Origin of the sequence: Pseudomonas donghuensis (genome assembly GCF_000259195.1) — a bacterium.
GTDB classification, from domain to species: domain Bacteria; phylum Pseudomonadota; class Gammaproteobacteria; order Pseudomonadales; family Pseudomonadaceae; genus Aquipseudomonas; species Aquipseudomonas donghuensis.
In genome coordinates this window covers 192,508-216,753 of sequence record NZ_JH650764.1, presented here as the reverse complement: position 1 = coordinate 216,753, position 24,246 = coordinate 192,508, and the positions used below count along the sequence as shown (strand labels likewise).

The window sequence follows — 24,246 nt, the reverse complement described above, 5'->3', positions numbered from 1 at the left end:
TCGCGCAAGGACGATCCACAGCCACCACTAATACCAAAGACAGCAGCAGAAAAATAAACAATACAAACAAAAAGAGCCACAATCTGTGGCTCCAAGGGTGAAAAGAGGGAAATTCAGGCAGAAGGACTGATCAATTGGTCAAACTCTGCTAGCAGCCTGCGTAGCTCGCGGCTTTGCTCCGGGCGGTCGACGTATACCGTTTCAGCCATGACCAGGATGCCGGAGGCATTTGGCAACGGCAGCCCTTTCTCGAGAATCACTTTCATCTTCGGCAGGAAAATCCACTGCAGCCACTGATCGAAGTTCATGCTGTCGACGGCGAAGGGCACCGTGCTGGCCAACGCCTGGGCGCTGGGCGGCTCATCACTCCACCAGCCCTGGAGGCGCAGCTCATGCTCAATCAACAACAGGTGATCGGCGATATCGAGAATGCGCGGATCCATCACAGGTTGACCTGGGCTTTCTGCCGTGCCAACGCTGCGCCAGCTGAATCACCCTGTTTCTCGCGTGCCTGGGCAATGATGTTCCACAACCCGGCCTGCAGGTCGGGGCGGCCGTTGGCGTAGGTCAGTGCACGGCGCGCCAGTTGCTCGGACTGCGCGGCATCGCCCTGGGCCAGGCGCACCTGGGCCAGACGGTAGAGCACCTGCGGCTCACGCGGGGCAATGCGCTGGGCACGCTCCAGGCTCGACGAAGCGCCGTTGTAGTCGCCGCCGCTCTGTTGCTGCTGGGCGGTGGTCAACAGCGCCAGCACCGGGCCGTCGAGTTGTTCGTCAGCCGACAGGCCGCCGCTGGCAGCACTGGCGCGCGGAATCCCGCTCGGCGCGCTCGGGGCGCTGCTGCTCGGCATGGTGTAGCTGCCGGCGTTGGTCGAGCTGCTGTCGAATGGCGCCGAGCTGCTCGGCCCCGGGGTAATCGGTCCGGTGCTGATCGGTGCGGCGCCGGTGGATGCCGGGAACGTCTGGATCGGTGCAGCGCCGGCACCTTGCGGGACCATGACCATCACCCCGGAGTCCTGCGGCACGGCTTGCGCCTGGCGCGTACCGCTGTAGATCTGCGCAGGCGCGCCACGGTTGGCCGTGACCCGCTCACTGTTGGACACCCGGGTACTGGAATCGACCACGGGAATGGAGCCGCGCGGATTGCTGGCGCAGCCATTGAGCAAAGCCAGCACCGTCAAGGCTGGAAACCACCACTTGTTCACTTCACACCCTCTTTAGGCTAGTGCTTAATTCATCCAACCCTTGACCCAGTCCATGACGGACTCGGCAGGGTCCGGCTCACCGCCACAGGCAGCTCCGGCCGGCGGTTCACTCCCACGAATATACGGCATCTGCACGGCGCCCGGGCAACTGGCGTCCGAGCCCTGGCCACTGTGCGGATCGACCCAGGCCTGAACCACGTTGTCGGGCTGCGGCATGTCCAGCGGCAGCGGGTCGGCCTTGCGCATGAAGCTGGTCCAGACCTGCAAGGCACCCGTGGCGCCGGTGAACGGTGTTTTACCGTTGTCGTCACGGCCCAGCCACACCACCGCCAGCAGGTCCTGGCTGAAGCCTGCGAACCAGCTGTCACGGGAGTCGTTACTGGTACCGGTCTTGCCCGCCAGGTTCAACGAGCCTGGCAGCACACTGTAGACCGAACGCCCGGTACCTTCGCGCATCACCCGCTGCATAGCGTTCTGCACCAGATAAATGGCGCCCGGGTCGAAGGTTTGCTGGATCTGGAACGGATAACGCTTGAGCGGCTCGCCTTCGGCGGTGAGCACGCTGCGAATGCCGCGCATCGGCGTATTGAAACCGCCATTGGCCAGGGTCTGGTACATGGTCGCAACCTGCATCGGCGACATCCCGCCGGCGCCCAGCAGCATCGACGGGAAGGCTGGCCAGTCAACGTTCACGCCCAGCCGGCCGATGGTGTTGAGCACGTTCGGCACCCCCAACTCCAGGCCAAGCTTGGCCGTCGACAGGTTGTAGGAGTTGGCCAGGCCCTGATACAGATAGATGGTGCCGTGGGAACGCCGATCGTAGTTCTGCGGTTTCCACACCTGGCCATCGGCGCCTTTGACCGAAAACGGCTCGTCCTGCAGCCAACTGGTCAGGGTGTACTTGCTCGGTTTTTCCAGGGCGGTCAGGTACACCGCTGGCTTGACCAGCGAGCCGATTGGCCGCACCGCGTCGATGGCGCGGTTGAAGCCGGCAAATCCAGCCTGGCGGCTACCGATCAGGGCCTGGACTTCACCGGTTTCCGGGTTGGTCACCACCATTGCCGCTTCGACTTCATCCGCGCCCTTGCGCCCGGCCAGACGCTTGAAGGTCTCGCCCATGGCCGCTTCGGACTTCATCTGCAGGATCGGGTCGAAACTGGTGAAGATGCGCAGGCCTTCTTCGGTCAAGTCCTCGTCGCGATAGTCCTGGCGCAGCTGGCGTTTGACCAGGTCGAGGAAGCCCGGGTACGAGCTGTCGGCCAGGCTGCCGCGCTTGGTCACGCCCAATGGCATCTTCTTGGCCGCTTCCACCGCTTCCGGGGTCGCCACGCCCTGCTCAGCCAGCAGGTCGAGCACCAGGTTACGCCGTACCGTCGCCCGTTCCGGGTAACGCCGCGGGTTGTAATAGGAAGGCCCCTTGACCATACCGACCAGCAAGGCGACCTGATGCAGCTTGAGTTCCGACAGCGGCTGGCTGAAGAAGAACTGACTGGCCAGGCCAAAGCCGTGCACGGCGCGCTGGCCGTCCTGGCCGACAAACACCTCGTTGAGGTAGGCCTCAAGGATTTCCCGCTTGTCGTAATGCAGTTCGAGCAACAACGCCATCATTGCTTCATTGAGCTTGCGGCTGAGGCTGCGTTCGTTGGTCAGGTAGAAGTTCTTCACCAACTGCTGGGTCAGGGTACTGCCGCCCTGGCGCATGGCGCCGGATGACGTGTTGACCCACACCGCCCGGGCAATCGACTTGGGCGATACGCCGAAGTGGTGATAGAAGTCGCGGTCTTCCACCGCCACCAGGGTTTCCAGCAAGTAAGGCGGCACCTGGTCGATCTTGATCAGGATGCGGTCTTCGAGGTTTTTCGGGTACAGGCCGCCGATCAGCAGCGGCTCCAGACGCACCACGTCGAGCTTCGAGCCGTTGGCGCCACTCAGGCTGGCAACGTAGTCGCCGGAAAAACGCACGCGCACGCCTTGCGCCGGCTCCATGCCTTCATAGAACTGGAAGCCACGGGTATTCAGATCGACGGTATTACCGTTGACCGCCGCCGCACCCGGGCCATTGGCGACGCTTTCGCGGCGATAGCCGAGGGCATCGAGCTCGATAAGGAAATCAGCCTTGCTCAGCTTCTGGCCGACGAACAGCTCCAGCGGCCGGGCGTAAACCTTGGCCGGAATCGTCCAGCGCTTGCCGGAGAACTTCTCCTGGACCACGGCGTCGAGGTAAATGGCATAGCCCGCCACCAGCACAAGGCCGACCAGGCTGAGCTTCAGGGCCCAGCCCAGCCAGGCACGCGAGCGGCCAGACGGGCGTTTTTTAGCGGTACGGGGGGATCGGGATCGAGTCATGGCGGCGGATTATACGCACTTTATCAATCATCGACAGGCGCCCTCCGGCGGTTTGCACCAGCCCCGCTTGCGGCCATAATGGCCGATTCGAATCTCCTGACCCAGAAGGATCGCCCGTGAGCCAAGCCTTGATCACAGCACTGCAGAATCCCGCCCTGTTCCCTCACCCGGTGAAGGCATTTCAGGTCATCGAGACGCATATCTCCTGGGTGCTGCTCACCGGTGACTATGCCTACAAGATCAAGAAGCCGATGAACTTCGGTTTCCTCGACTTCACCCAGTTGTCCCAGCGCGCGCACTTCTGCGCCGAAGAGCTGCGCCTGAACCAGCGCCTGACCGAAGGCCTGTACCTGGAAGTGCTGCCGATCACCGGCAGCGCCGAAGCACCGCAACTGGGCGGCGAAGGCGAGCCGATCGAATACGCGCTGAAAATGCGCCAGTTCCCTCAGAGCCAGATGCTCAGCACCCTGCAGGCCAATAGCGAACTGACCGCCGCGCACATCGACCAGATGGCCGAACAGATCGCCCGCTTCCACCTGGCGGCGCCGAAGGTGGCCGTGGAGCATCCGCTGGGCACTCCGGACAGCGTCATGGCCCCGGTCGAGCAGAACTTCGAACAGATTCGCCCGTTCCTGTCCGACAAGGCCGACCTGCAACAACTGGATGTCCTGCAGGCCTGGGCCCAGGACAGCTTCAAGCGCCTGCACGGTCTGCTTGAGCAGCGTAAGGCAGAAGGTTTCATTCGCGAATGCCACGGTGACATCCACCTGGGCAACGCCACCCTGATCGACGGCAAGGTGGTGATTTTCGACTGCATCGAGTTCAACGAGCCGTTCCGCCTGACCGACGTCTACGCCGACGCCGCGTTCCTGGCCATGGACCTTGAAGACCGCGGCCTGAAATCGCTGTCGCGGCGCTTCATCAGTCAGTACCTGGAGCTGACCGGCGATTATGCCGGCCTGGAGTTGCTGAACTTCTACAAGGCCTACCGCGCACTGGTGCGGGCCAAGGTCGCCCTGTTCAGCATGCCGGCCAACGCCGATGCCGTGCAGCGCGCCACCACCCTGCGCACCTACCGCAACTACGCCAACCTGGCGGAAAGCTACAGCGCCATTCCGTCGCGCTTTTTGGCCATCACCCACGGTGTTTCCGCCGTCGGCAAGAGCCACGTGGCCATGCGCCTGGTCGATGCCCTGGGCGCCATCCGCCTGCGTTCGGACGTCGAGCGCAAGCGCCTGTTCGGTGAACAAGCCAGCGCCAATGCCGGCCAGTTGCAAGCCGGCATTTATAGTGCAGACGCCAGCCAGGCCACCTACCAGCGCCTGCATCAGCTGGCCGAAACCATCCTGCGTGCCGGCTTCCCGGTGGTCATCGACGCCACTTACCTCAAGCACGACCAGCGTCAGGCCGCAGCCGGCGTTGCCAGCGAAACCGGTGTGCCGTTCCTGATCCTCGACTGCAATGCACCGGATGCGGTGATTGCCAGTTGGCTGGCCCAGCGTCAGGCCGATCAGAACGATCCGTCGGACGCCACCCTCGAAGTGGTCAAGGCTCAGCAGGCCAGCCGTGACCCGCTCAGCGCCGAAGAGCTGCTGCAGAGCAAGCGGGTGGAAACCAACGAAAGCGGCAGCCTCGACCTGCTGGTCAAACAGATCCGCCAGCGCCTGCCAGGGCTGTAATGCACCCCGAGACGTGAAGCAGTCGACACTTCACGCCTGATTCCGAGCACCTCCGCAATGGTGGCACTATAGTGTCACCATAAGCTCAAACAAGGAGGTGTCTCATGAGTCAGCCACGGCAACTGGACAGCGCGCTGTATGCATTGGTGCATGACGAACAGATCACCAGCTTCAACCGCGAGAAGCCCAGGGACGGCACCGTCGACTTTCGCGGCGGTGATTTCCGTGGGCTCGACCTGCGCGACCTGGACACCACCGGCATCGACTTCACCGATGCCTACTTCCGTGCCTCCGACCTGCGCGGCCTGGACTTGCGGCACAACAGCCTGGAAGGCGCCAGCCTTGCCCATGCGCAGATTTCCGGCACCTACTTTCCCAGCGAACTGAGCGCCGACGAGATCCTCATGTCGGTCAATTTCGGCACCCGCTTGCGCTACCGTACACGCTGATACCAACGAGCGAAACGCCCGCGGGCTGCGGCCTTGCGGGCGGTTTTCGGCTACCCGTCGGCACGCGGATGGCAAAACGCCGCGTATTTCCCAAGTGCCGCTACACTCCTCATTGACCTGCCGCGATTCCTCAATCAAGACCCGTTCAGCCGTCGCAAGGAGGCTTGATGAACGATGAACTCCAGCATCTGAAAAACCTTGGCAAGACTTCTGCGCAGTGGCTGCATGCGGTCGGCATCCACAGCGCTTCGGACCTACGCCGGCTGGGTGCGGTCAATGCCTACAAGGCCGTGCGCACCCGAGGCTTCCGGGCTTCGAAGGTGCTGCTCTATGCAATCGAAGGCGCCTTGCTCGATGTGCACTGGAATGACATTCCGGCCGAACGCAAGGAAGCCTTGAACCAGCAACTGGACGGTAAAGCGGGTGTACAGAAAAATAATCGAGAATATTAAGCCACGGCGCTTGACTCGATAATGAGAATCGTTATGATTATCACAACTGGTCGCGAGACTGGTTGGGTAACCTGAAAGCCCCTGGTTCGGACTCTCAGATTATCTCCTCATCAGGCTAATCACGGTTATTGACCCGGCACTTTGCCGGGTCTTTTTTTGCCTGGTATTTTTCCTCGCGTTGACCTCCGGGGCGCCCTAGCGGGCGATGATCAGCGGGTGCCCACGCTCAGGGTGGGGTTGTACCAATACGTCGATGCCGAACACAGCCTTGAGTGAATCCGGGCGCAATACCTGCTGCGGGGTATCCAGGGCGTGGGCGCGGCCCTGCTCGAGCAGCAGGATGCGGTCACAGTAGCGCGCGGCAAGGTTCAGGTCATGCAGGATGACCAGCACTGCAGCACCGCGGTCGGCGAACTCGCGCACCGCTTGCAAGGTGGTGTGCTGGTGCAACGGATCGAGCATCGAAGTCGGCTCGTCGAGCAACAGGATTCTGCCCTCCTCCCCTGGCCACAGCTGCGCCAGCACCCGGGCCAGGTGCACGCGTTGACGTTCGCCCCCGGAGAGCGCCAGGTAACTGCGCCCGATCAGATGGCTGGCATCGGCGGCCTGCAAGGCCAGGTCGATGATCTGCTGGTCGCGTTCAAGGCCGCTGTTGTGCGGCAAGCGCCCCATACCCACCACCTCTTCGACCTTGAAGGCAAAACCCAGGCTGGACACCTGCGGCAATACTGCCAAACGCTGGGCGCGCTGCTGACCGGGCCAGTCACATAGACCTCGCTCATCCAGGGTCACTCGCCCTTCGCTGGCACTGAGCTCACCACACATCACCCCCAGCAGGCTGCTTTTACCCGCGCCGTTAGGGCCCAACACACCTAGCACCTGGCCGGCTTCCAGCACCAGGCTGATATCGCTCAGCACCTGGTTTGAGCCCCGGCGCAGCGACAGATTCTCGACTCGCAACATCAGGCACGCCCTCGCAGCAGCAAGTAGAGGAAGAACGGTGCGCCGATAAACGCGGTGACAATACCGATGGGCAGTTCCGCAGGCGCCAGCGCCAAGCGGGCGACCAGGTCGGCGAACAACAATAGTGAAGCGCCAGCCAACAGCGATGCCGGTAGCAGCACGCGGTGATCAGGCCCCGCCAGTAGACGTACCAGATGCGGCACCACCAGGCCAATAAAGCCGACCAGCCCCGCCGCCGCCACCGCCGCGCCCACCCCCAAAGCGGTGCAGAACACCAGTTCGCGCTTGAGTTTCTCAACCTCGATGCCCAAGTGCCGGGCTTCGGACTCGCCCAGCAACAGGGCATTCAAGGCCTGGGCCCGCCGCGGCAGCCACAGCGAAACGACGATGGCGACCAGCACCAGCGGCCACAGGCGCTGATAGCTCGCGCCGTTGAGGCTGCCCAGGTTCCAGAACGTCAAGGTACGCAAGGTGGCGTCATCGGCCAGATAAGTGAACAGCCCGACCGCCGCACCGGCCAAGGCGGTCAAGGCGATGCCCGCCAGCAACATGGTGGCGACATTGGTCTGGCCATCGCGCCGGCCGAGGCGATACACCAGCGCGGTCACCGCCAAGCCGCCAAGAAAGGCGCACAGCGATAACAGGTAGGGGCCGAACACCTCAGGAATGCCACCGACCCACGCGCCGCCGACAATCGCCACCGCCGCACCAAGCGCGGCGCCAGCGGAGACACCGACCAGGCCGGGGTCGGCCAGCGGATTGCGAAACAGCCCCTGCATCGCCACCCCGGTCAGCGCCAGCACCGCGCCCACAGCCACCCCCAGCAGGGTTCGTGGCAGGCGAATCTGGCCAAGGATCAGCTCGGCCTGCTCCAGCCCTTCTCCGGCCACCGGCAACCCGACCAGCCGCGCCCCGGCCCGCAGGGTATCGAGCAGTGGCAGGCTGACCGGCCCCAGCGCCAGCGACAACCAGATCGCCAGCAGGCACAACAGTGCCAGGGTGACGAACAGCGTGCGCGGCTTGATCAGCCGGTTCATCGGGCTGTCGGATAGAAGGCTGTGGACAGGTTCTGCAAGGTAGTCGGCAGACGCGGACCGAGCCCGCCGACCAGCAGGGTCGGGTCCAACTCGATCAGGCGATTGCTGCGTGCGGCGCGCGAGGCGCTCAGGGCCGGATTTTCCTTGAGCAATGCCTGCAAGGCCTGCTCGCCGCTGAGGCTACGGTCGGCAAACACCAGTACATCGGGATCGAGCGCCGCCAGTGCTTCAACCGAGAAGTTCTTGTAGCCTTCGTTATCGGCCAGGTTGCGCGCACCTGCCTGTTTGAGCAGCCAATCACCGGCGGTACCCTTGCCGGCGATCATGGGTTTGGCGCCAGCATGACCGACCAGCAGGATCACCCCAGGGGCGGCCTGACGGGTTTGCAGTTGTTTGATCTTGCCCTGCAAGGCAGCCAGTTGCTGGCGGTAGTCGGCAAACAACTGCCGGGCCTGGTTCTCGTTGCCGAGCAAGCGCCCCAGTTGCTGCAGGTTGGTTTCGACTGCCGCCAGATCAGCCTTGCTGGAAAGCAGTTCGACCTTGACCCCGGCGCCACGGATTTGCGCCAGCACTGGCGGCGGCCCCATTTCCTCGGTCCCCACCAGCACATCCGGGCGCAGGCTCAGCACACCTTCGGCAGACAACTGGCGCTGGTAGCCGATGCTCGGCAAGGCCTTGAGCGACTCAGGATGCTGGCTGGTGGTATCGACCCCCACCAGTTTCTGCTCCCCTCCCAGCGCTGCAACCCACTCACTCAAAGCCCCACCGGCGCTGACCCAGCGCTGCGGCAAGGCTTCAGCCTGGGCCAGGGTGTTGAACACAAGACCGGCACACAGGGCGATCAGGCGGGCACTTGGGCGCATAACAGGCTTCCTTGAATGAGGAGGAGCGGCAATCCGGGTGGATAATGCCGGGGACGCACGGTATAAAGCGTCCGATACGGCTGATGCAGGCAATTTGATAATTATTTGCATTTGCACGTCAAGCCGTCACTGTGACTTCAGGTAACCCCTCACCATGCATTTTCTTTGTCGTTCCGAACAACTGAGCGAAGGCCAGAGCCGCGGCTTCAGTGTCGATGACCTCGGGATTTTCGCGGTTCGACGTGCGGGCACTGTCTACCTGTACCGCAATTACTGCCCCCATCGCGGTATCCCCCTGAACTGGGAGCCTGACGCCTTTCTCGACAGCAGCGCCAGCCTGATTGCCTGCGGGCGCCATGGCGCGCTGTTTCTGATCGAATCCGGCGAATGCGTGGCGGGTCCCTGCGAGGGCGAGCAACTGACGGCCCTGGGCTGCCGCGAAGACAGCCAGGGCATCTGGCTTATCGACTGAGCAACACCGGCAACGGCCGATCGATATAGACCTGCTCGCCATCGATCCGCGTGCCGTAGGCAAGCACCTCGACGCCGTCGGCCACCGCAGCACGTAGCGCATCGGCATAGGCCCTGTCGATCTCGTCGGCCGGGCGTACGGCTTCGACACCGCTCAGGTTCACGCAATACAGCTGCACCGCACGTACACCCTGGCGAGCCAAGGCTGCCAGTTCACGCAGGTGCTTGGCGCCGCGCTGGGTCACCGCATCGGGGAAGGCGGCCACGCTGCAATCATCGAAGCCCAGGGTCACGCTCTTGACCTCGACGTAGGCCGGCCCCTCGGCGAACTCCAGGCGAAAGTCCACCCGGCTGTTCTCCTCGCCATAGGCCACCTCGCGCTTGAGCCCGGTAAAGCCTGCCAGTTCACTGATGATCCCGGCGCGCAAGGCTTCTTCAACCAGGGTGTTGGCCCGCCCGGTGTTCACACAGGCCAGGCGCCCCTGCGGGGTTTCACTGATTTCCCAGGTGCCGGGCAGCTTGCGCTTGGGGTCGTTGGAACGACTGAACCAGACCTGGCCGCCCTCGACCATGCAATTGAACATCGAGCCGGTGTTGGGGCAATGGATGGTCATCTGCTCGCCGTTGGCCAGTTCGATATCGGCCAGGAAGCGCTTGTAGCGGCGCAGCAAACGTGCGGTTTCGAGTGTGGGTGAAAAACGCATCAGCCTTGCCAGCTCCGCAGTCCGCGGGCAATTCGCTCAACCGCTTGCTGCAAGCGCGGCAAGCTCTGGGTGTAGGCAAAGCGTACATGGTGCCCGGCCTGGTGGCGGCCGAAGTCCAGGCCCGGGGTGAAGGCCACATGCTCGGTTTCAAGGAAGTGCTGGCAGAAGGCAAAGGCATCACCGCCAAAGGCGCTGATGTCGGCGTACAGGTAGAACGCGCCCTGAGGCTCGACGGCAATCCTGAAGCCCAGTTCACGCAAGGCCGGCAAGAGAAAGTCGCGACGGCGGGCAAATTCCGCTCGCCGTTCTTCGAGGATAGCCAGGGTCCCGGGCTGGAAACATGCCAATGCCGCATGCTGGGCCATGCTCGGTGCACTGATGTAGAGGTTCTGCGCCAGTTTCTCCAGGTCAGCCACTGCCGCCGGTGGCGCAACCAGCCAACCCAGGCGCCAGCCGGTCATGCCGAAATACTTGGAAAAACTATTAAGGACGAAGGCTTCGTCGTCGACTTCCAGCACACTCGGTGCATCCATGCCGTAGGTCAGGCCGTGGTAGATCTCATCCACCACCAGGTGACCCTTGCGCGCACGGGTAGCGGCCGACAGGCCGGCCAGTTCGTCGCGATCAAGCACCGTGCCGGTCGGGTTGGCCGGCGACGCCACCAGGGCGCCGACGGTGTCCTGGTCCCAGTAGCGCTCGACCAGATCGGCGGTCAATTGATAATTCACCTCTGGCCCCACCGGCACCAGTTGCGCAGCACCTTCGACCAGGCGCAGGAAGTGCCGGTTGCACGGGTAGCCCGGGTCGGCGAGGAGCCAGTGCTTGCCCGGATCGACCAGCAGGCTGGCAGCCAGCAGCAAGGCGCCGGAGCCGCCCGGGGTAATGAGGATGCGTTGCGGGTCGATGCTCAGCCCGTAACGCTGCTGGTAGAAGGTGGCAATGGCCTCACGCAGCGCCGGCAGCCCGCGGGCGGCGGTATAACGGGTATGCCCCTGGGCCAGCGCGGCCTGGCCGGCCTCGATGATAGGCGCCGCGGTGGTGAAGTCCGGTTCGCCGATTTCCAGGTGGATCACGTCGCAACCGCTCGCCTGCAGCTCGTTGGCGCGGGCCAGCAGGGCCATCACGTGGAAAGGTTCGATGGCGCGGCTGCGCGCACTGTAGGGCTGGGCCATTAGCCTTCTCTCAAAAGGGTCTAGAATAATGATTCTACCCATGCGCCGGGTCGAACGTGTGGCAAAAGCTGCGGTCCACTGCAAAGATCTTCAAGGCTTGGTGCCATTGCCCCGGCCTTGACAACCGGGAGTAGCGCACCCCGGTTCGATCTGGTAAGTTCGGCGGCTCGCAGTCGCAGGGCCGGCGGGCGCCGGAGATGGAGCAGCCTGCGCAATGGATTAGAAAAGTGAGAGGCGGTCTATTCATGTCCACCCTAGAAAAGCAAAAAGCCAGTCAGACCATGTACGGTGTCGAACCCTATAAGGAAACCAAGGGTGAAGAGTACATGGGCGACCCCATGCGCAAGCACTTCACCATGCTTCTCGGTGCGTGGAAGCAGGAGCTGATGACCAGTGTGGACCGGACTGTGGACCACATGAAAGACGAGGCAGCCAACTTCCCGGACCCCGCCGATCGCGCCAGCCAGGAAGAAGAGTTTGCCCTGGAACTGCGCAACCGTGATCGCGAGCGCAAGCTGATCAAGAAAATCGACAAGACCCTGCAGAAGATCCAGGACGAAGAGTACGGCTGGTGCGAAGCCTGCGGCGTTGAAATCGGCCTTCGCCGACTGGAAGCCCGCCCGACCGCCGACCTGTGTTTTGACTGCAAAGAGTTGGCCGAGAAAAAGGAAAAGCAAGTCGGCAAGGCGTGATGCCAGCAACTTGCAACGCAACGGGGCGCTCAAAGCGCCCCGTTTGATTTACAGGCTCCACACCCCATGAACGACTCCAGCTATATTGGGCGCTTCGCCCCTACCCCCAGTGGTTACCTGCACTTCGGCTCGCTGGTCGCGGCCCTGGCCTCGTGGCTGGACGCCCGTGCGGTCGGCGGCACCTGGCTGGTGCGCATGGAAGACATCGACCCGCCCCGCGAAGCCCCCGGTGCCCAGGCAGCGATCCTCAACACCCTTGAAAGCTACGGCCTGGAATGGGACGGCGAGGTGGTGTACCAGAGCCAGCGCCACGAGGCCTATGCCGAAGTGCTCGAGCGCCTGTTCCGTCAGGGCCTGGCCTACGCCTGCACCTGTTCGCGCAAGCAGCTCGAAGGTTACAACGGTGTTTACCCAGGCCTGTGCCGCAACGCCGGGCATAGCCGCGAGAATGCTGCCATCCGCCTGCGGGTGCCGGAGCTTGTCTACCATTTCGATGACAGGGTACAGGGCCATTTCCAGCAGCACCTGGGGCGCGAAGTCGGTGATTTCGTCATTCGCCGCCGTGATGGCCTGTACGCCTATCAACTGGCCGTGGTGCTGGATGACGCCTGGCAGGGGGTGACCGATATCGTCCGCGGCGCCGATCTGCTCGACAACACCCCGCGCCAGCTGTATCTGCAGGAACTGCTGGGGCTGGCGCAACCGCGCTACCTGCATGTGCCGCTGATCGTACAGCCGGACGGGCACAAACTGGGCAAGTCCTACCGCTCGCCGCCCCTGGCCGCCGACCAGGCCACTGCGCTGCTGCTGCGGGCCCTGCGCGCGCTGGGCCAGACGACCGAAGCGGGCATGGAGCAAGGCACTCCGGCCGAAGTACTGGCCCATGCCGCACTGCACTGGAACCCCGACATCCTGCCCCGGCGCTTGAGCGTGCCCGAGGCCGACCTGCGCTGATTCCCTTCTGATCCGCCCCACCACAGACAGTTACCCCGACGCAGAAAGCCTAGTAAATTCAATTCTTTGGCAAAAACGCACAAGCCCGTTACCATCGCCGCAGCCATTTGCGCCAATAATAAGTCCAAGCCGCAGCGTCCTTACCTTTGAGGCCAGCATGTATATCTATCGTTTGGTCCTGCTTCTGGTCGTGGGGATCTACCTGTTCTCCCCGGCCATCATGGACTGGTGGATCGAGCCAACCGGTGCCTGGTATCGCCCTTACCTGCTCTGGCTGATCCTGATCGTCGTGACCTTTATCCTGCAGAGCCAACGTGATGCCGATGAGCTTTAGCCTGACCCAGATGATCCTGATCAGCGCCGCCTACCTGCTGGTGCTGTTCGGCGTGGCCTGGGTCAGCGAACGCGGAATGATCCCGCGCTCGATCATCCGCCACCCGCTGACCTACACCCTGTCGCTGGGCGTCTATGCCAGTGCCTGGGCCTTCTATGGCTCGGTGGGCCTGGCCTACCAGTATGGTTACGGCTTTCTCGCCTGTTACCTGGGGGTGTCCGGCGCTTTCTTGCTGGCGCCGGTACTGCTCTATCCGATCCTGAAGATTACCCGCACCTACCAGCTGTCATCGCTGGCCGACCTGATCGCCTTTCGCTTTCGCAGCACCTGGGCCGGGGCGCTGACCACCGTATTCATGCTGATCGGCGTGCTGCCGTTGCTGGCGCTGCAAATCCAGGCGGTAGCCGACTCGATCAGTATCCTCACGGGCGAGCCCGTCAAGGCGCGGGTGGCCTTTGCCTTTTGTGCCCTGATCACCCTGTTCACCATCTTCTTCGGCTCCAGGCACATCGCCACGCGGGAGAAACACGAAGGCCTGGTGTTTGCCATTGCCTTCGAGTCGGTGATCAAGCTACTGGCCCTGGGCGGCATCGGCCTCTATGCGCTGTACGGTGTGTTTGGCGGACCGCATCAACTGGAAGTCTGGCTGCTGCAGAACCAGACTGCCCTCGCCGCGCTGCACACACCGTTGCAGGAAGGCCCCTGGCGTACCCTGTTGCTGGTGTTCTTCGCCTCGGCGATCGTGATGCCGCACATGTACCACATGGCCTTTACCGAGAACCTCAACCCGCGCTCACTGGTCAGTGCCAGCTGGGGCCTGCCGCTGTTCCTGCTGCTGATGAGCCTGGCGGTACCGCTGATTCTCTGGGCCGGCCTGAAGATGGGCGCCAGCACCAGCCCGGAGTACTTCACCCTGGGCCTGGGCATCGCCGCCAACAACCAGGCGCTGGCGTTGCTGGCGTACATCGGCGGGCTATCGGCCTCCAGCGGGCTGATCATCGTCACCACCCTGGCACTCTCGGGCATGGCCCTCAACCACCTGGTGCTGCCGCTGTACCAGCCGCCGGCCGAGGGCAACATCTACCGTTGGCTGAAGTGGACCCGACGGGCGCTGATCGTCGCCATCATCGCCGCCGGTTTTGGCTTCTACCTGACCCTGGGCAGCCAGCAGGACCTGGCCAATCTCGGTATCGTCGCCTTTGTCGCCACCTTGCAGTTCCTGCCGGGCGTACTCTCGGTACTGTACTGGCCCACCGCCAACCGCCGCGGCTTCATCGCCGGCTTGCTGGCCGGCATCCTGGTGTGGATGGTGACCATGCTGTTGCCGCTGGTGGGCAACCTGCAGGGCTTCTACATCCCGCTGCTGAACATGATCTATGTGCTCGACGACACCAGTTGGCACATGGCCGCGATCGCCTCGCTGGCGGCCAACGTGCTGCTGTTCACCCTGATCTCGCTGTTCACCAACGCCAGCAGCGAAGAAGTCAGTGCCGCCGAGGCCTGTGCGGTGGATAACGTCCGTCGCCCGCAGCGCCGTGAGCTGCACGCCGCTTCGCCGCAGGAGTTCGCCACCCAGTTGGCCAAGCCCCTGGGCGCCAAGGCTGCGCAGAAGGAAGTCGAGCAGGCCCTGCGCGATCTCTACCTGCCGTTCGACGAGCGCCGCCCGTATGCCCTGCGCCGCCTGCGCGACCGCATCGAAGCCAACCTGTCGGGCCTGATGGGCCCAAGCGTGGCCCAGGACATGGTCGAGACCTTCCTGCCCTACAAGTCTGGTAACGAAAATTACGTTACCGAAGACATCCACTTCATCGAGAGCCGCCTGGAAGACTACCACTCGCGCCTGACCGGCCTTGCCGCCGAGCTCGACGCCCTGCGCCGCTACCACCGCCAGACCCTGCAGGAACTGCCAATGGGCGTCTGCTCGCTGGCCAAGGACCAGGAAATCCTGATGTGGAACAAGGCCATGGAAGAGCTCACCGGTATCCCCGCCAAGCGCGTGGTCGGCTCGCGCCTGGCGACCATTGCCGAGCCTTGGCGCGGCCTGCTGCTGGGCTTCATCAACGTGCCCGACGAACACCTGCACAAACAGCGCCTGGGCCTGGACGGTCAGACCCGCTGGCTGAACCTGCACAAGGCGGCCATCGACGAGCCGCTGGCACCGGGCAACAGCGGCCTGGTGTTGTTGGTCGAGGACCTCACCGAGACCCAGGCCCTGGAAGACAAGCTGGTGCACTCCGAGCGCCTGGCCAGCATCGGCCGCCTGGCCGCCGGGGTTGCCCATGAGATCGGCAACCCGGTCACTGGCATCGCTTGCCTGGCACAGAACCTGCGCGAAGAGCGCGAAGAGGACGGCGAGATCACCGAGTTGAGCAGCCAGATCCTGGAGCAGACCAAGCGCATCTCGCGCATCGTCCAGTCGCTGATGAGCTTCGCCCATGCCGGCAGCCACCAGCACAGCGACGAGCCGGTGTGCCTGGCCGAAGTGGCCCAGGATGCCATCGGTCTGCTGGCCTTGAACCGGCGCAATTTCGAAGTACAGTTCTTCAACCTGTGCGACCCCGATCACTGGGTCGAGGGCGACCCGCAACGCCTGGCCCAGGTGCTGATCAACCTGCTGTCCAACGCCCGCGACGCCTCCCCGCCCGGCAGCGCGGTGCGGGTCAAGAGCGAAGCCAGCGAGCATACCGTCGACCTGATCGTCGAGGACGAAGGCAGCGGTATCCCGAAAAACATCATGGATCGTCTGTTCGAACCCTTCTTCACCACCAAGGACCCGGGCGAAGGCACCGGACTGGGGCTTGCTCTGGTCTATTCCATCGTGGAAGAGCATTATGGACAAATCACCATCGACAGCCCGGCCGATAGCCAGAGCCAACGCGGCACCCGGATCCGAGTGACCCTGCCGCGCCATGTCGTAGCGACGTCCGCTGTGAACTGAGACCGTCGAGAGAATTGAATCAATGCCGCATATTCTGATCGTCGAAGACGAAACCATCATCCGCTCGGCGCTACGCCGATTGCTTGAGCGTAACCAGTACCAGGTCAGCGAGGCCGGCTCGGTGCAAGAGGCCCAGGAACGCTTCAGCATTGCGACCTTCGACCTGATTGTCAGCGACCTGCGCCTGCCAGGCGCGCCCGGCACCGAACTGATCAAGCTCGGCCAGGGCACCCCGGTACTGATCATGACCAGCTACGCGAGCCTGCGTTCTGCTGTCGACTCGATGAAAATGGGTGCGGTGGACTACATCGCCAAGCCATTCGATCACGACGAAATGCTCCAGGCCGTTGCGCGCATCCTGCGTGACCGGCAGAACGCGCCGGCCGTTGCGACTGAACGTGGCAACGGCAAGGCCGCGCCTGGCGACAAGGCGGCGACCAGTACTGCGGCCAATGGCGAGATCGGCATCATCGGTTCGTGCCCGCCGATGCAGGACCTGTACGGCAAGATACGCAAGGTCGCGCCAACAGACTCCAATGTACTGATCCAGGGCGAGTCGGGTACCGGTAAAGAGCTGGTGGCCCGCGCGCTGCACAACCTGTCGCGACGAGCCAAGGCACCGATGATCTCGGTGAACTGCGCGGCGATTCCAGAGACCCTGATCGAATCGGAACTGTTCGGCCATGAGAAAGGCGCCTTTACCGGCGCCAGCGCCGGGCGTGCCGGCCTGGTCGAAGCCGCCGATGGTGGCACGCTGTTTCTCGACGAGATCGGCGAACTGCCACTCGAAGCCCAGGCACGCCTGTTGCGCGTCCTGCAGGAAGGTGAAATTCGTCGGGTCGGCTCGGTGCAATCGCAAAAAGTCGATGTGCGCCTGATCGCCGCCACCCACCGCGACCTGAAGAACCTGGCCAAAGTCGGCCAGTTCCGTGAAGACCTTTATTACCGCCTGCACGTCATCGCTCTCAAACTGCCGGCCCTGCGCGAACGCGGCACCGACGTCAACGAAATCGCCAACGCCTTCCTCGCCCGCCAAAGTGCGCGGGTCGGACGTAACGACCTGCGTTTCGGCCACGACGCTGAACAGGCGATTCGGCATTACTCTTGGCCAGGTAACGTGCGCGAGCTGGAAAACGCCGTGGAGCGCGCAGTGATCCTGTGCGAGAGCCCGGAGATTTCCGCCGACCTGCTGGGTATCGACATCGAGCTCAGCGATCTCGAAGACGACGAGCCGTTCGCCAGCCTGTCGGGCGCCAGCAGCAGTGCCAACAACACCAGCCACGAGCCGACAGAAGACCTGTCGCTGGAAGACTACTTCCAGCATTTCGTCCTTGAGCATCAGGATCACATGACCGAGACCGAGCTTGCGCGCAAGCTTGGGGTCAGCCGCAAGTGCCTGTGGGAGCGGCGCCAGCGCCTGGGCATCCCGCGGCGCAAGAGCGGTGCCACCAGCGAGGGCTGAGCCGTTTCAGCGCTTTGCGCGGGTGGGCACAGGTAACACCGCTACCTTGCGACAAACTGTTACCGCACCACAAAGTCGTAACAAAAACCGGGGCTTACGGTAACGAAGCCGCGGTTTTTTTTCGCCTTGCGAACCGCTCAAAACCGCTCCACCCCCTTGTTTTACTGGGTTTTGAAAAAGTTGGCACGGCACCTGCTATATGTTTGGTACAAGAACAATAACAAGCACTGCAAAAGACAATAAAAATAAGACGAATCGGCTCACGCACAATAAGAACAAGACGGCGGAGGCGCAGCTAACTGATTCTTTTGGAGAGGAGTTGTATTTGGGGCTTGCCCCACAACCAGGCAGAGAACAATAAAAACTGCACTCAAGCAGGGCCTGAACTGGTTGGATCGCATGATCATTGCAACCTCAGCGACCAAAGCAATCCGTTTGCTCTTGATCCCGATTAGGGAGACCGCCCACAAGCTTTTTTTGTGGGCAGGGCACTCAACAAAAACAAAAAGCCCGGCAAAAAAACAATAAGAGCACGCAACTACTTCTTGGGGAGCTTCGGCTCCCCTTGTAGTTTCTGCCCGCCCCAGCCCGCCTGTGCGTCGTCCGACGCGACCGCCTACACCATCCTCCGAGTAAATGCTAGAATCCCCGCCCATCATGCGGCCATTCTTCGTTTTTGGCCGAACATTCCTTCAAACAGTGCATCCCATGCTGAAGAAGCTGTTCCAGTCGTTCCGTCCTCCCGTACGTGGCACGCACCACAAGCGCACCACGCCTGAAGTGATCAATAGCGGTCAACATTCGCTGCAACGTGGCCAGTTCAGTCGTCATGCGGTGAGTATCGTCGAGCGCCTGCAAAATGCTGGCTACCAGGCCTATCTGGTCGGTGGCTGCGTGCGGGACCAACTCCTGGGCATCACCCCCAAGGATTTCGACGTTGCCACCAGCGCCACCCCTGAACAGGTCCGCGCCGAATTTCGCAACGCCCGCATCATCGGTCGCCGTTTCAAACTGGTTCACATCCATTTCGGGCGTGAAATCATCGAAGTCGCCACCTTCCGCGCCAACCACCCGGAAAGCGAAGAAGAGAACAGCCACACCTCGTCGCGTAACGAGAGTGGGCGGATTCTGCGCGACAACGTCTACGGCACCCTGGAAGAAGACGCGCAACGCCGCGACTTCACCATCAACGCCCTGTATTACGACCCGGTCAGCGAGCGCATTCTTGATTACGCCAACGGCGTGCACGATATTCGCAACCGCCTGATCCGCCTGATCGGCGACCCGACCCAGCGCTACCAGGAAGACCCGGTACGCATGCTGCGAGCCGTGCGCTTCGCCGCCAAGCTCAACTTCGGCATCGAAAAACACACCGTGCAGCCGATTCGCCAGCTGGCGCCAATGCTGCGCGAGATTCCGGCGGCTCGCCTGTTCGAAGAGTCGCTCAAGCTGTTCCTTTCCGGGCAGGCGGCCGACACCTTCGAAATGCTCGTTGACCTGGAGCTGTTCGACCCGCTGTTCCCGGCCAGTGCCGAGGCGCTGGAAGAGCACCCGACCTACACCCACACCCTGATCAGCCAGGCGTTGATCAACACTGACCTGCGCGTCAAGCAAGGCAAGCCGGTAACTCCGGCTTTCCTGTTCGCCGCCATGCTCTGGCCAGCACTGCCCGGTCGCGCCCTGCGCCTGCAGAGCCGTGGCATGCCACCGATTCCGGCCATGAACGAAGCGGCCCACGAACTGATTGCCGAACAGTGCCAGCGCATCGCAATCCCCAAGCGTTTCACCATGCCGATCCGCGAAATCTGGGACATGCAGGAACGCCTGCCGCGGCGCAGTGGCAAACGTGCCGACCTGTTGCTCGACAACCCGCGCTTTCGCGCCGGTTACGACTTCCTGTTGCTGCGTGAAAGTGCGGGTGAAGAAACCGACGGCCTGGGCCAATGGTGGACCGACTATCAGGACTGCAACGACAGCGAGCGCCGCGACATGATCCGCGAGCTGGGCAGCCGTGATGAAGGTGCCGGTGCCGGCCCGCGCAAACGCAAGCGCAGCCCGAGCAAGCGCAAGCGCGCCGACAGCGCTGCAGGCGAGTAACAGATGATCCGCGCCTTTATTGGCCTGGGCAGCAACCTGGCCGATCCCGAACAGCAACTGCGCAGCGCCGTCGAGGCGCTAGGGCAGTTGCGTGACAGCGCCCTGGCCGCGGTTTCGGCCTTCTACAGCAGCGACTCGCTGTCACCGGGCCAGCCGCGCTACACCAACGCCGTGGCGGCGCTGGATACCGCCGTTGCGCCGCTGGACCTGCTCGATGCGCTGCAAGCCATCGAGGCCGATCAGGGCCGCGAACGCAAGGAACGCTGGGGCCCGCGCACCCTCGACCTGGACATTCTGTTGTACGGCGACCAGGTTATCGATGTGCCGCGCCTGAAAGTGCCGCATTACCACATGCAGGCACGACCGTTCGTCCTCTACCCCCTGGCCGAACTGGTCCCTGAAGACTTCTGCCTGGCCGATCAACGGCCCCTGTCCCAATTACTGGCAGATTGCCCGTTCGTCGGTCTGGAACGCCTGTAGCCGGGCGTTCCCCCAGCCGGTAACGCCCGTAACAGCGCATTAGTAACAATGCGGTAACAGGGTAATTGACTTCAGCCCCCTCGCTCACGACTATAGGCGTCCCGTGGCGCCCCGAGCGCCGCAAAAAGGCGTATATAGGCCTGGAACAGGTCGTAATTCAAACACCACGATCGATGATGTGCTGTTCCAGAAGATGAATACACGCGTTGTACGCAGTCGTTTTTCACAGCGCCTGAACGAGGATTCCTTTTCATGCCAGAAGTAACCCTGACCACCCTGCAGAGCCTCAAGGCCAAGGGTGAGAAAATAACCATGCTGACCTGCTACGACGCGACCTTCGCCCAGGCCGCCAGCCGTGCCGGCGTGGAAGTATTGCTGGTGGGTGACTCCCTGGGCATGGTCCTGCAGGGCCATGACAGCACCTTGCCGGTAACCAATGCCGAGATGGCCTACCACACCGCCTGCGTCAAACGCGGCAACGAAGGTGCGTTGATTCTTGCCGACCTGCCGTTCATGGCCTGCGCCACCACCGAGCAGGCGTTCGCCAACAGCGGCGCGCTGATGCAGGCCGGCGCGCACATGGTCAAGGTCGAAGGCGCCGCCTGGCTGGCGGAAACCATCCGCCTGCTGGCCGAGCGTGGCGTACCGGTGTGCGCCCATATGGGCCTGACCCCGCAGACGGTGAACATCCTCGGTGGCTACAAGGTTCAGGGCCGCCAGGAAAACCAGGCACGGCAAATGCGCGCCGACGCCATCGCCCTGGAGCAGGCGGGCGCAGCCATGCTGCTGCTCGAATGCGTACCCACCGAGCTGGCTGCGGAAATCACCCAGGCGGTGAGCATCCCGGTCATCGGCATCGGTGCCGGCAGCGCCACCGACGGCCAGGTGCTGGTATTGCATGACATGCTCGGTCTGTCGCTGACTGGCCGGGTACCGAAGTTCGTGAAGAACTTCATGGCCGGCCAGAGCGATATTCAAGGCGCGCTCAAGGCTTACGTAACCGCCGTCAAGGATGTCAGCTTCCCCGGCAGCGAACACGGGTTCAGTGCATGAATACAGTCAAGACCGTCCGCGAACTGCGCGCCGCCGTGGCGCGCGCGCGCAGCGAAGGCAAACGCATCGGTTTCGTGCCGACCATGGGCAACCTGCACAGCGGCCATGCCGCACTGGTGACCAAGGCCGCACAACGGGTCGATTTCGTCGTCGCCAGCATCTTCGTCAACCCCCTGCAGTTCGGCCCCAGCGAGGACCTCGACAAGTACCCGCGGACCCTCGCCGCTGACCAGGAAAAACTGCTCCAGGCCGGCTGCCATCTGCTGTTCGCCCCGACCGTCGAAGAGATGTACCCCGACGGCATGGCCGGGCAGACCCGCGTCAGCGTCCCGCAACTGTCCGACGGGCTGTGCGGTGCCAGCCGCCCAGGCCATTTCGAAGGCGTGGCGACGGTGGTCAGCAAGCTGTTCAACATGGTCCAGCCGGACCTGGCGGTGTTTGGCCAGAAAGACTTCCAGCAACTGGCGGTGATCCGTGCGCTGGTGCGCGACCTGAACATGCCGATCCAGATCATCGGCGAGCCAACCGTGCGCGCCGAAGACGGCCTGGCGCTGTCTTCGCGCAACGGTTACCTGAGCGACGAACAGCGCGCCACGGCGCCTGTGCTGTATCGGGTACTGAGCCAGATGGCCGCGGCTATCGAACAGGGCGAACGCGACTATCCGGCGCTGATCGCCAACGGTCAGCAGCAACTGACCGCGGCAGGCTTTCGCCCGGACTACCTGGAAATTCGCCAGGCCCTGAGCCTGCGCCCGGCAGCACCGGAAGACCGTGACCTGGTAATCCTGGTAGCAGCCGTCCTGGGTAACACCCGCCTGATCGACAACCTGCACCTGACTCTCGACGACAAGTAAACAGGTCGCCCGCTGGAGCCTCTCCCTGTAACGCAGGTTGCATGCCTATAATTGGCATCAGCCTGCAAACAAGGCGCTGTTTCCAGTGTCCAAGGCAGTCCACGCAATAAGGAAACCTGCAGCGATGGCGTATTACCGCACCCCCCATGATGTTACTGCCCTGCCCGCCTGGCAGGCGCTCCAGCAGCACCGCGAAGCCATGCAGGCCTTCAGCATGCGCGACGCATTCAATGCCGAGCCCAAACGCTTCGAGCAGTTTTCCCTGAGCACCTGCGGGCTGTTCCTCGATTATTCGAAAAACCTGATCAACGGCCAGAGCCGCGACCTGCTGGTCAAGCTGGCCAACGAAGTAGGCCTGCAAGAGGCAATCAAGGCACTGTTCGCAGGCGAGATCCTCAACGCCTCCGAAGGCCGTCCGGCCCTGCATACCGCCCTGCGCCGCCCGGTGGGCGACAAGTTGAGCGTCAACGGCGTCAACGTGATGCCTGAGGTGCACAAGGTCCTCAACCAGGTCACCGAACTGGTTGGCCGCATCCATGATGGCCTGTGGCGCGGCTACAGCGAAAAGCCGATCACCGACGTGGTCAACATCGGCATCGGCGGCTCATTCCTCGGCCCGGAGCTGGTCTCCGAAGCCCTGCTGCCTTACGCCCAGCGTGGCGTGCGCTGCCATTACCTGGCAAACATCGACGGCAGCGAGTTCCATGAGCTGTCGGCCAAGCTGCGCGCCGAAACCACGCTGTTCATTGTTTCGTCCAAGTCGTTCAACACCCTGGAAACCCTGAAGAACGCCCAGGCCGCACGCGCCTGGTACCTGGCCCAGGGTGGCTCGGAAGCCGAGCTGTACAAGCACTTCATCGCCGTATCCAGCAACAAGGCCGCCGCCGTGGCCTTCGGCATTCGCGAAGAGAACATCTTCCCGATGTGGGACTGGGTAGGCGGGCGTTACTCGCTGTGGTCGGCCATCGGCCTGCCGATTGCCCTGGCCATTGGCACGGCCAACTTCAAGGAACTGCTGTCCGGTGCCTACACCATGGACCAGCACTTCCAGAACGCGCCGTTCGAACAGAACATGCCGGTGCTGCTGGCCTTGCTCGGCGTATGGTACGGCAACTTCTGGGGCGCGCAGAGCCATGCGATCCTGCCGTATGACCACTACCTGCGCAACATCACCAAGCACCTGCAACAGCTGGACATGGAATCCAACGGCAAAAGCGTTCGCCAGGACGGCACGCCGGTCAACCACGACACCGGCCCGGTCATCTGGGGTGGCGTGGGTTGTAACGGTCAGCACGCCTACCACCAGTTGCTGCACCAGGGCACCCAGCTGATTCCGGCCGACTTCATCGTCCCGGTGGTCAGCTTCAACCCGGTCGCCGACCATCATCAGTGGCTGTACGCCAACTGCCTGTCGCAGAGCCAGGCACTGATGCTGGGCAAGACCCGCAGCGAAGCCGAAGCCGAGCTGCGCGACAAAGGCATGGCCGAAGCTGAAGTCCAGAAGCTGGCGCCACACAAGGTGATCCCGGGCAACCGCCCGAGCAATACCCTGGTGGTCGAGCGCATCAGCCCGCGTCGTCTTGGCGCGCTGGTGGCGATGTACGAACACAAGGTGTTCGTGCAGAGCGTCATCTGGGGCATCAATGCCTTCGACCAGTGGGGCGTGGAGCTGGGCAAGGAGCTGGGCAAGGGCGTTTACCAACGCCTGACCGGCGGTATCGAAGAGCCTGCCGAAGACGCTTCGACCCAGGGCCTGATCAACTTCTTCCGCAGCCGTCACCGCGGTTGATCACCCGCGCTGCCCCTGGCCGAACGAACACGGCCAGGGGCAGCGGCTACACTGTCCTGACAAAAACAATCCGTCAGAACAGGACCCGCCATGTTCGATATCAGCGACTTTCCCCAAGCCGATGCGGTCAGCAAAGCGGCGCAACTGAGCCAGGCCGATTACCAGCGCCTGTACCGCCAGTCCATCGACGACCCCGATGCCTTCTGGAGCGAACAGGCCAAGGCCCTGGACTGGATCAAGCCCTGGAGCCAAC

At 62.9% G+C, this 24,246-nt stretch carries 23 protein-coding genes; 15 read left to right on the top strand and 8 right to left on the bottom strand.

Annotation, left to right across the window (positions count from 1 at the left end):
* Positions 1 to 113: 113 nt before the first annotated feature.
* Genes UW3_RS0113455 through mrcB form a run of 3 tightly spaced genes read right to left on the bottom strand, consistent with a single transcriptional unit; the run spans position 114 to position 3,550 of the window.
* Positions 114 to 446, bottom strand: a complete 333-nt coding sequence (locus UW3_RS0113455; RefSeq protein ID WP_026001315.1) for a YqcC family protein — start codon at positions 444 to 446, stop codon at positions 114 to 116.
* Positions 443 to 1,204 (bottom strand): tetratricopeptide repeat protein, encoded by a 762-nt coding sequence (locus tag UW3_RS0113450; protein WP_010223013.1) that lies wholly within the window; start codon positions 1,202 to 1,204, stop codon positions 443 to 445. Before UW3_RS0113450 ends, UW3_RS0113455 begins: the two co-directional genes overlap by 4 nt.
* A 24-nt stretch (positions 1,205 to 1,228) precedes the next feature.
* Entirely contained in the window at positions 1,229 to 3,550 is a 2,322-nt protein-coding gene (gene mrcB, locus UW3_RS0113445; RefSeq protein ID WP_010223012.1) for a penicillin-binding protein 1B, read from the bottom strand.
* 116 nt (positions 3,551 to 3,666) lie between these two features.
* Between mrcB and UW3_RS0113440 the strand changes: the two genes are divergently transcribed.
* The 3 genes from UW3_RS0113440 (at position 3,667) to UW3_RS0113430 (ending at position 6,130) form a co-directional block, all read left to right on the top strand.
* Complete coding sequence (locus tag UW3_RS0113440) at positions 3,667 to 5,229, top strand: bifunctional aminoglycoside phosphotransferase/ATP-binding protein (protein WP_010223011.1); 1,563 nt, start codon at positions 3,667 to 3,669, stop codon at positions 5,227 to 5,229.
* Between the two features lie 104 nt (positions 5,230 to 5,333).
* Complete coding sequence (locus UW3_RS0113435) at positions 5,334 to 5,678, top strand: pentapeptide repeat-containing protein (protein WP_010223010.1); 345 nt, start codon at positions 5,334 to 5,336, stop codon at positions 5,676 to 5,678.
* Positions 5,679 to 5,845: 167 nt separating this feature from the next.
* Positions 5,846 to 6,130, top strand: coding sequence for a TfoX/Sxy family protein (locus UW3_RS0113430; RefSeq protein WP_010223009.1), 285 nt, complete (start codon positions 5,846 to 5,848; stop codon positions 6,128 to 6,130).
* A gap of 195 nt (positions 6,131 to 6,325) precedes the next feature.
* Here UW3_RS0113430 and UW3_RS0113425 read toward each other — a convergent pair whose 3' ends face one another.
* Genes UW3_RS0113425 through UW3_RS0113415 form a run of 3 tightly spaced genes read right to left on the bottom strand, consistent with a single transcriptional unit; the run spans position 6,326 to position 8,993 of the window.
* Positions 6,326 to 7,093 (bottom strand): heme ABC transporter ATP-binding protein, encoded by a 768-nt coding sequence (locus UW3_RS0113425; RefSeq protein ID WP_010223008.1) that lies wholly within the window; start codon positions 7,091 to 7,093, stop codon positions 6,326 to 6,328.
* Entirely contained in the window at positions 7,093 to 8,076 is a 984-nt protein-coding gene (locus UW3_RS0113420; RefSeq protein ID WP_162471130.1) for a FecCD family ABC transporter permease, read from the bottom strand. Before UW3_RS0113420 ends, UW3_RS0113425 begins: the two co-directional genes overlap by 1 nt.
* Before the next feature lie 50 nt (positions 8,077 to 8,126).
* Complete coding sequence (locus tag UW3_RS0113415) at positions 8,127 to 8,993, bottom strand: heme/hemin ABC transporter substrate-binding protein (protein WP_010223006.1); 867 nt, start codon at positions 8,991 to 8,993, stop codon at positions 8,127 to 8,129.
* Positions 8,994 to 9,147: 154 nt separating this feature from the next.
* Here UW3_RS0113415 and UW3_RS0113410 point away from each other — a divergent pair, with 154 nt between their 5' ends.
* Entirely contained in the window at positions 9,148 to 9,465 is a 318-nt protein-coding gene (locus UW3_RS0113410) for a Rieske (2Fe-2S) protein (protein ID WP_010223005.1), read from the top strand.
* Here UW3_RS0113410 and sfsA read toward each other — a convergent pair.
* Both sfsA and UW3_RS0113400 read right to left on the bottom strand, forming a co-directional pair.
* Positions 9,455 to 10,168: a DNA/RNA nuclease SfsA gene (gene sfsA / locus UW3_RS0113405; RefSeq protein ID WP_010223004.1), complete on the bottom strand. Its 714-nt coding sequence runs from the start codon at positions 10,166 to 10,168 to the stop codon at positions 9,455 to 9,457. The genes UW3_RS0113410 and sfsA overlap by 11 nt on opposite strands.
* Positions 10,168 to 11,340, bottom strand: coding sequence for a pyridoxal phosphate-dependent aminotransferase (locus UW3_RS0113400; RefSeq protein WP_010223003.1), 1,173 nt, complete (start codon positions 11,338 to 11,340; stop codon positions 10,168 to 10,170). Before UW3_RS0113400 ends, sfsA begins: the two co-directional genes overlap by 1 nt.
* 245 nt (positions 11,341 to 11,585) lie before the next feature.
* On the opposite strand from UW3_RS0113400, the gene dksA reads away from it, so the two are divergent.
* The 11 genes from dksA to UW3_RS30230 form a co-directional block, all read left to right on the top strand.
* On the top strand, positions 11,586 to 12,032 hold the full coding sequence (gene dksA, locus UW3_RS0113395; RefSeq protein WP_010223002.1) for an RNA polymerase-binding protein DksA: 447 nt from the start codon (positions 11,586 to 11,588) through the stop codon (positions 12,030 to 12,032).
* Positions 12,033 to 12,098: 66 nt separating this feature from the next.
* A complete protein-coding gene (gene gluQRS / locus UW3_RS0113390; RefSeq protein WP_010223001.1) occupies positions 12,099 to 12,986 on the top strand; it encodes a tRNA glutamyl-Q(34) synthetase GluQRS in 888 nt (295 codons plus the stop codon).
* Positions 12,987 to 13,143: 157 nt separating this feature from the next.
* Positions 13,144 to 13,320 (top strand): hypothetical protein, encoded by a 177-nt coding sequence (locus UW3_RS28540; RefSeq protein WP_003250005.1) that lies wholly within the window; start codon positions 13,144 to 13,146, stop codon positions 13,318 to 13,320.
* A complete protein-coding gene (locus UW3_RS0113380; protein WP_010223000.1) occupies positions 13,304 to 16,258 on the top strand; it encodes a sensor histidine kinase in 2,955 nt (984 codons plus the stop codon). The genes UW3_RS28540 and UW3_RS0113380 overlap by 17 nt, the downstream gene beginning before the upstream one ends.
* Positions 16,259 to 16,280: 22 nt before the next feature.
* Positions 16,281 to 17,720, top strand: a complete 1,440-nt coding sequence (locus UW3_RS0113375; RefSeq protein ID WP_010222999.1) for a sigma-54-dependent transcriptional regulator — start codon at positions 16,281 to 16,283, stop codon at positions 17,718 to 17,720.
* A gap of 708 nt (positions 17,721 to 18,428) precedes the next feature.
* Entirely contained in the window at positions 18,429 to 19,817 is a 1,389-nt protein-coding gene (locus tag UW3_RS0113370) for a polynucleotide adenylyltransferase PcnB (RefSeq protein ID WP_010222998.1), read from the top strand.
* A 3-nt stretch (positions 19,818 to 19,820) separates the two neighbouring features.
* Positions 19,821 to 20,297 carry a 2-amino-4-hydroxy-6-hydroxymethyldihydropteridine diphosphokinase gene (gene folK, locus UW3_RS0113365; protein WP_010222997.1) on the top strand — a complete coding sequence of 159 codons (477 nt, stop codon included), beginning with the start codon at positions 19,821 to 19,823 and terminating at the stop codon, positions 20,295 to 20,297.
* A 252-nt stretch (positions 20,298 to 20,549) separates the two neighbouring features.
* Positions 20,550 to 21,350, top strand: coding sequence for a 3-methyl-2-oxobutanoate hydroxymethyltransferase (panB, locus tag UW3_RS0113360; RefSeq protein WP_010222996.1), 801 nt, complete (start codon positions 20,550 to 20,552; stop codon positions 21,348 to 21,350).
* Positions 21,347 to 22,204, top strand: a complete 858-nt coding sequence (panC, locus tag UW3_RS0113355; protein ID WP_010222995.1) for a pantoate--beta-alanine ligase — start codon at positions 21,347 to 21,349, stop codon at positions 22,202 to 22,204. Before panB ends, panC begins: the two co-directional genes overlap by 4 nt.
* 124 nt (positions 22,205 to 22,328) lie before the next feature.
* The gene (gene pgi, locus UW3_RS0113350) at positions 22,329 to 23,993 is read left to right on the top strand and encodes a glucose-6-phosphate isomerase (protein WP_010222994.1); all 1,665 of its coding nucleotides are present in this window, start codon (positions 22,329 to 22,331) and stop codon (positions 23,991 to 23,993) included.
* A gap of 90 nt (positions 23,994 to 24,083) precedes the next feature.
* Positions 24,084 to 24,246: acetyl-coenzyme A synthetase N-terminal domain-containing protein (locus UW3_RS30230; protein ID WP_010222993.1), on the top strand; the 163-nt coding region annotated here is incomplete at its 3' end.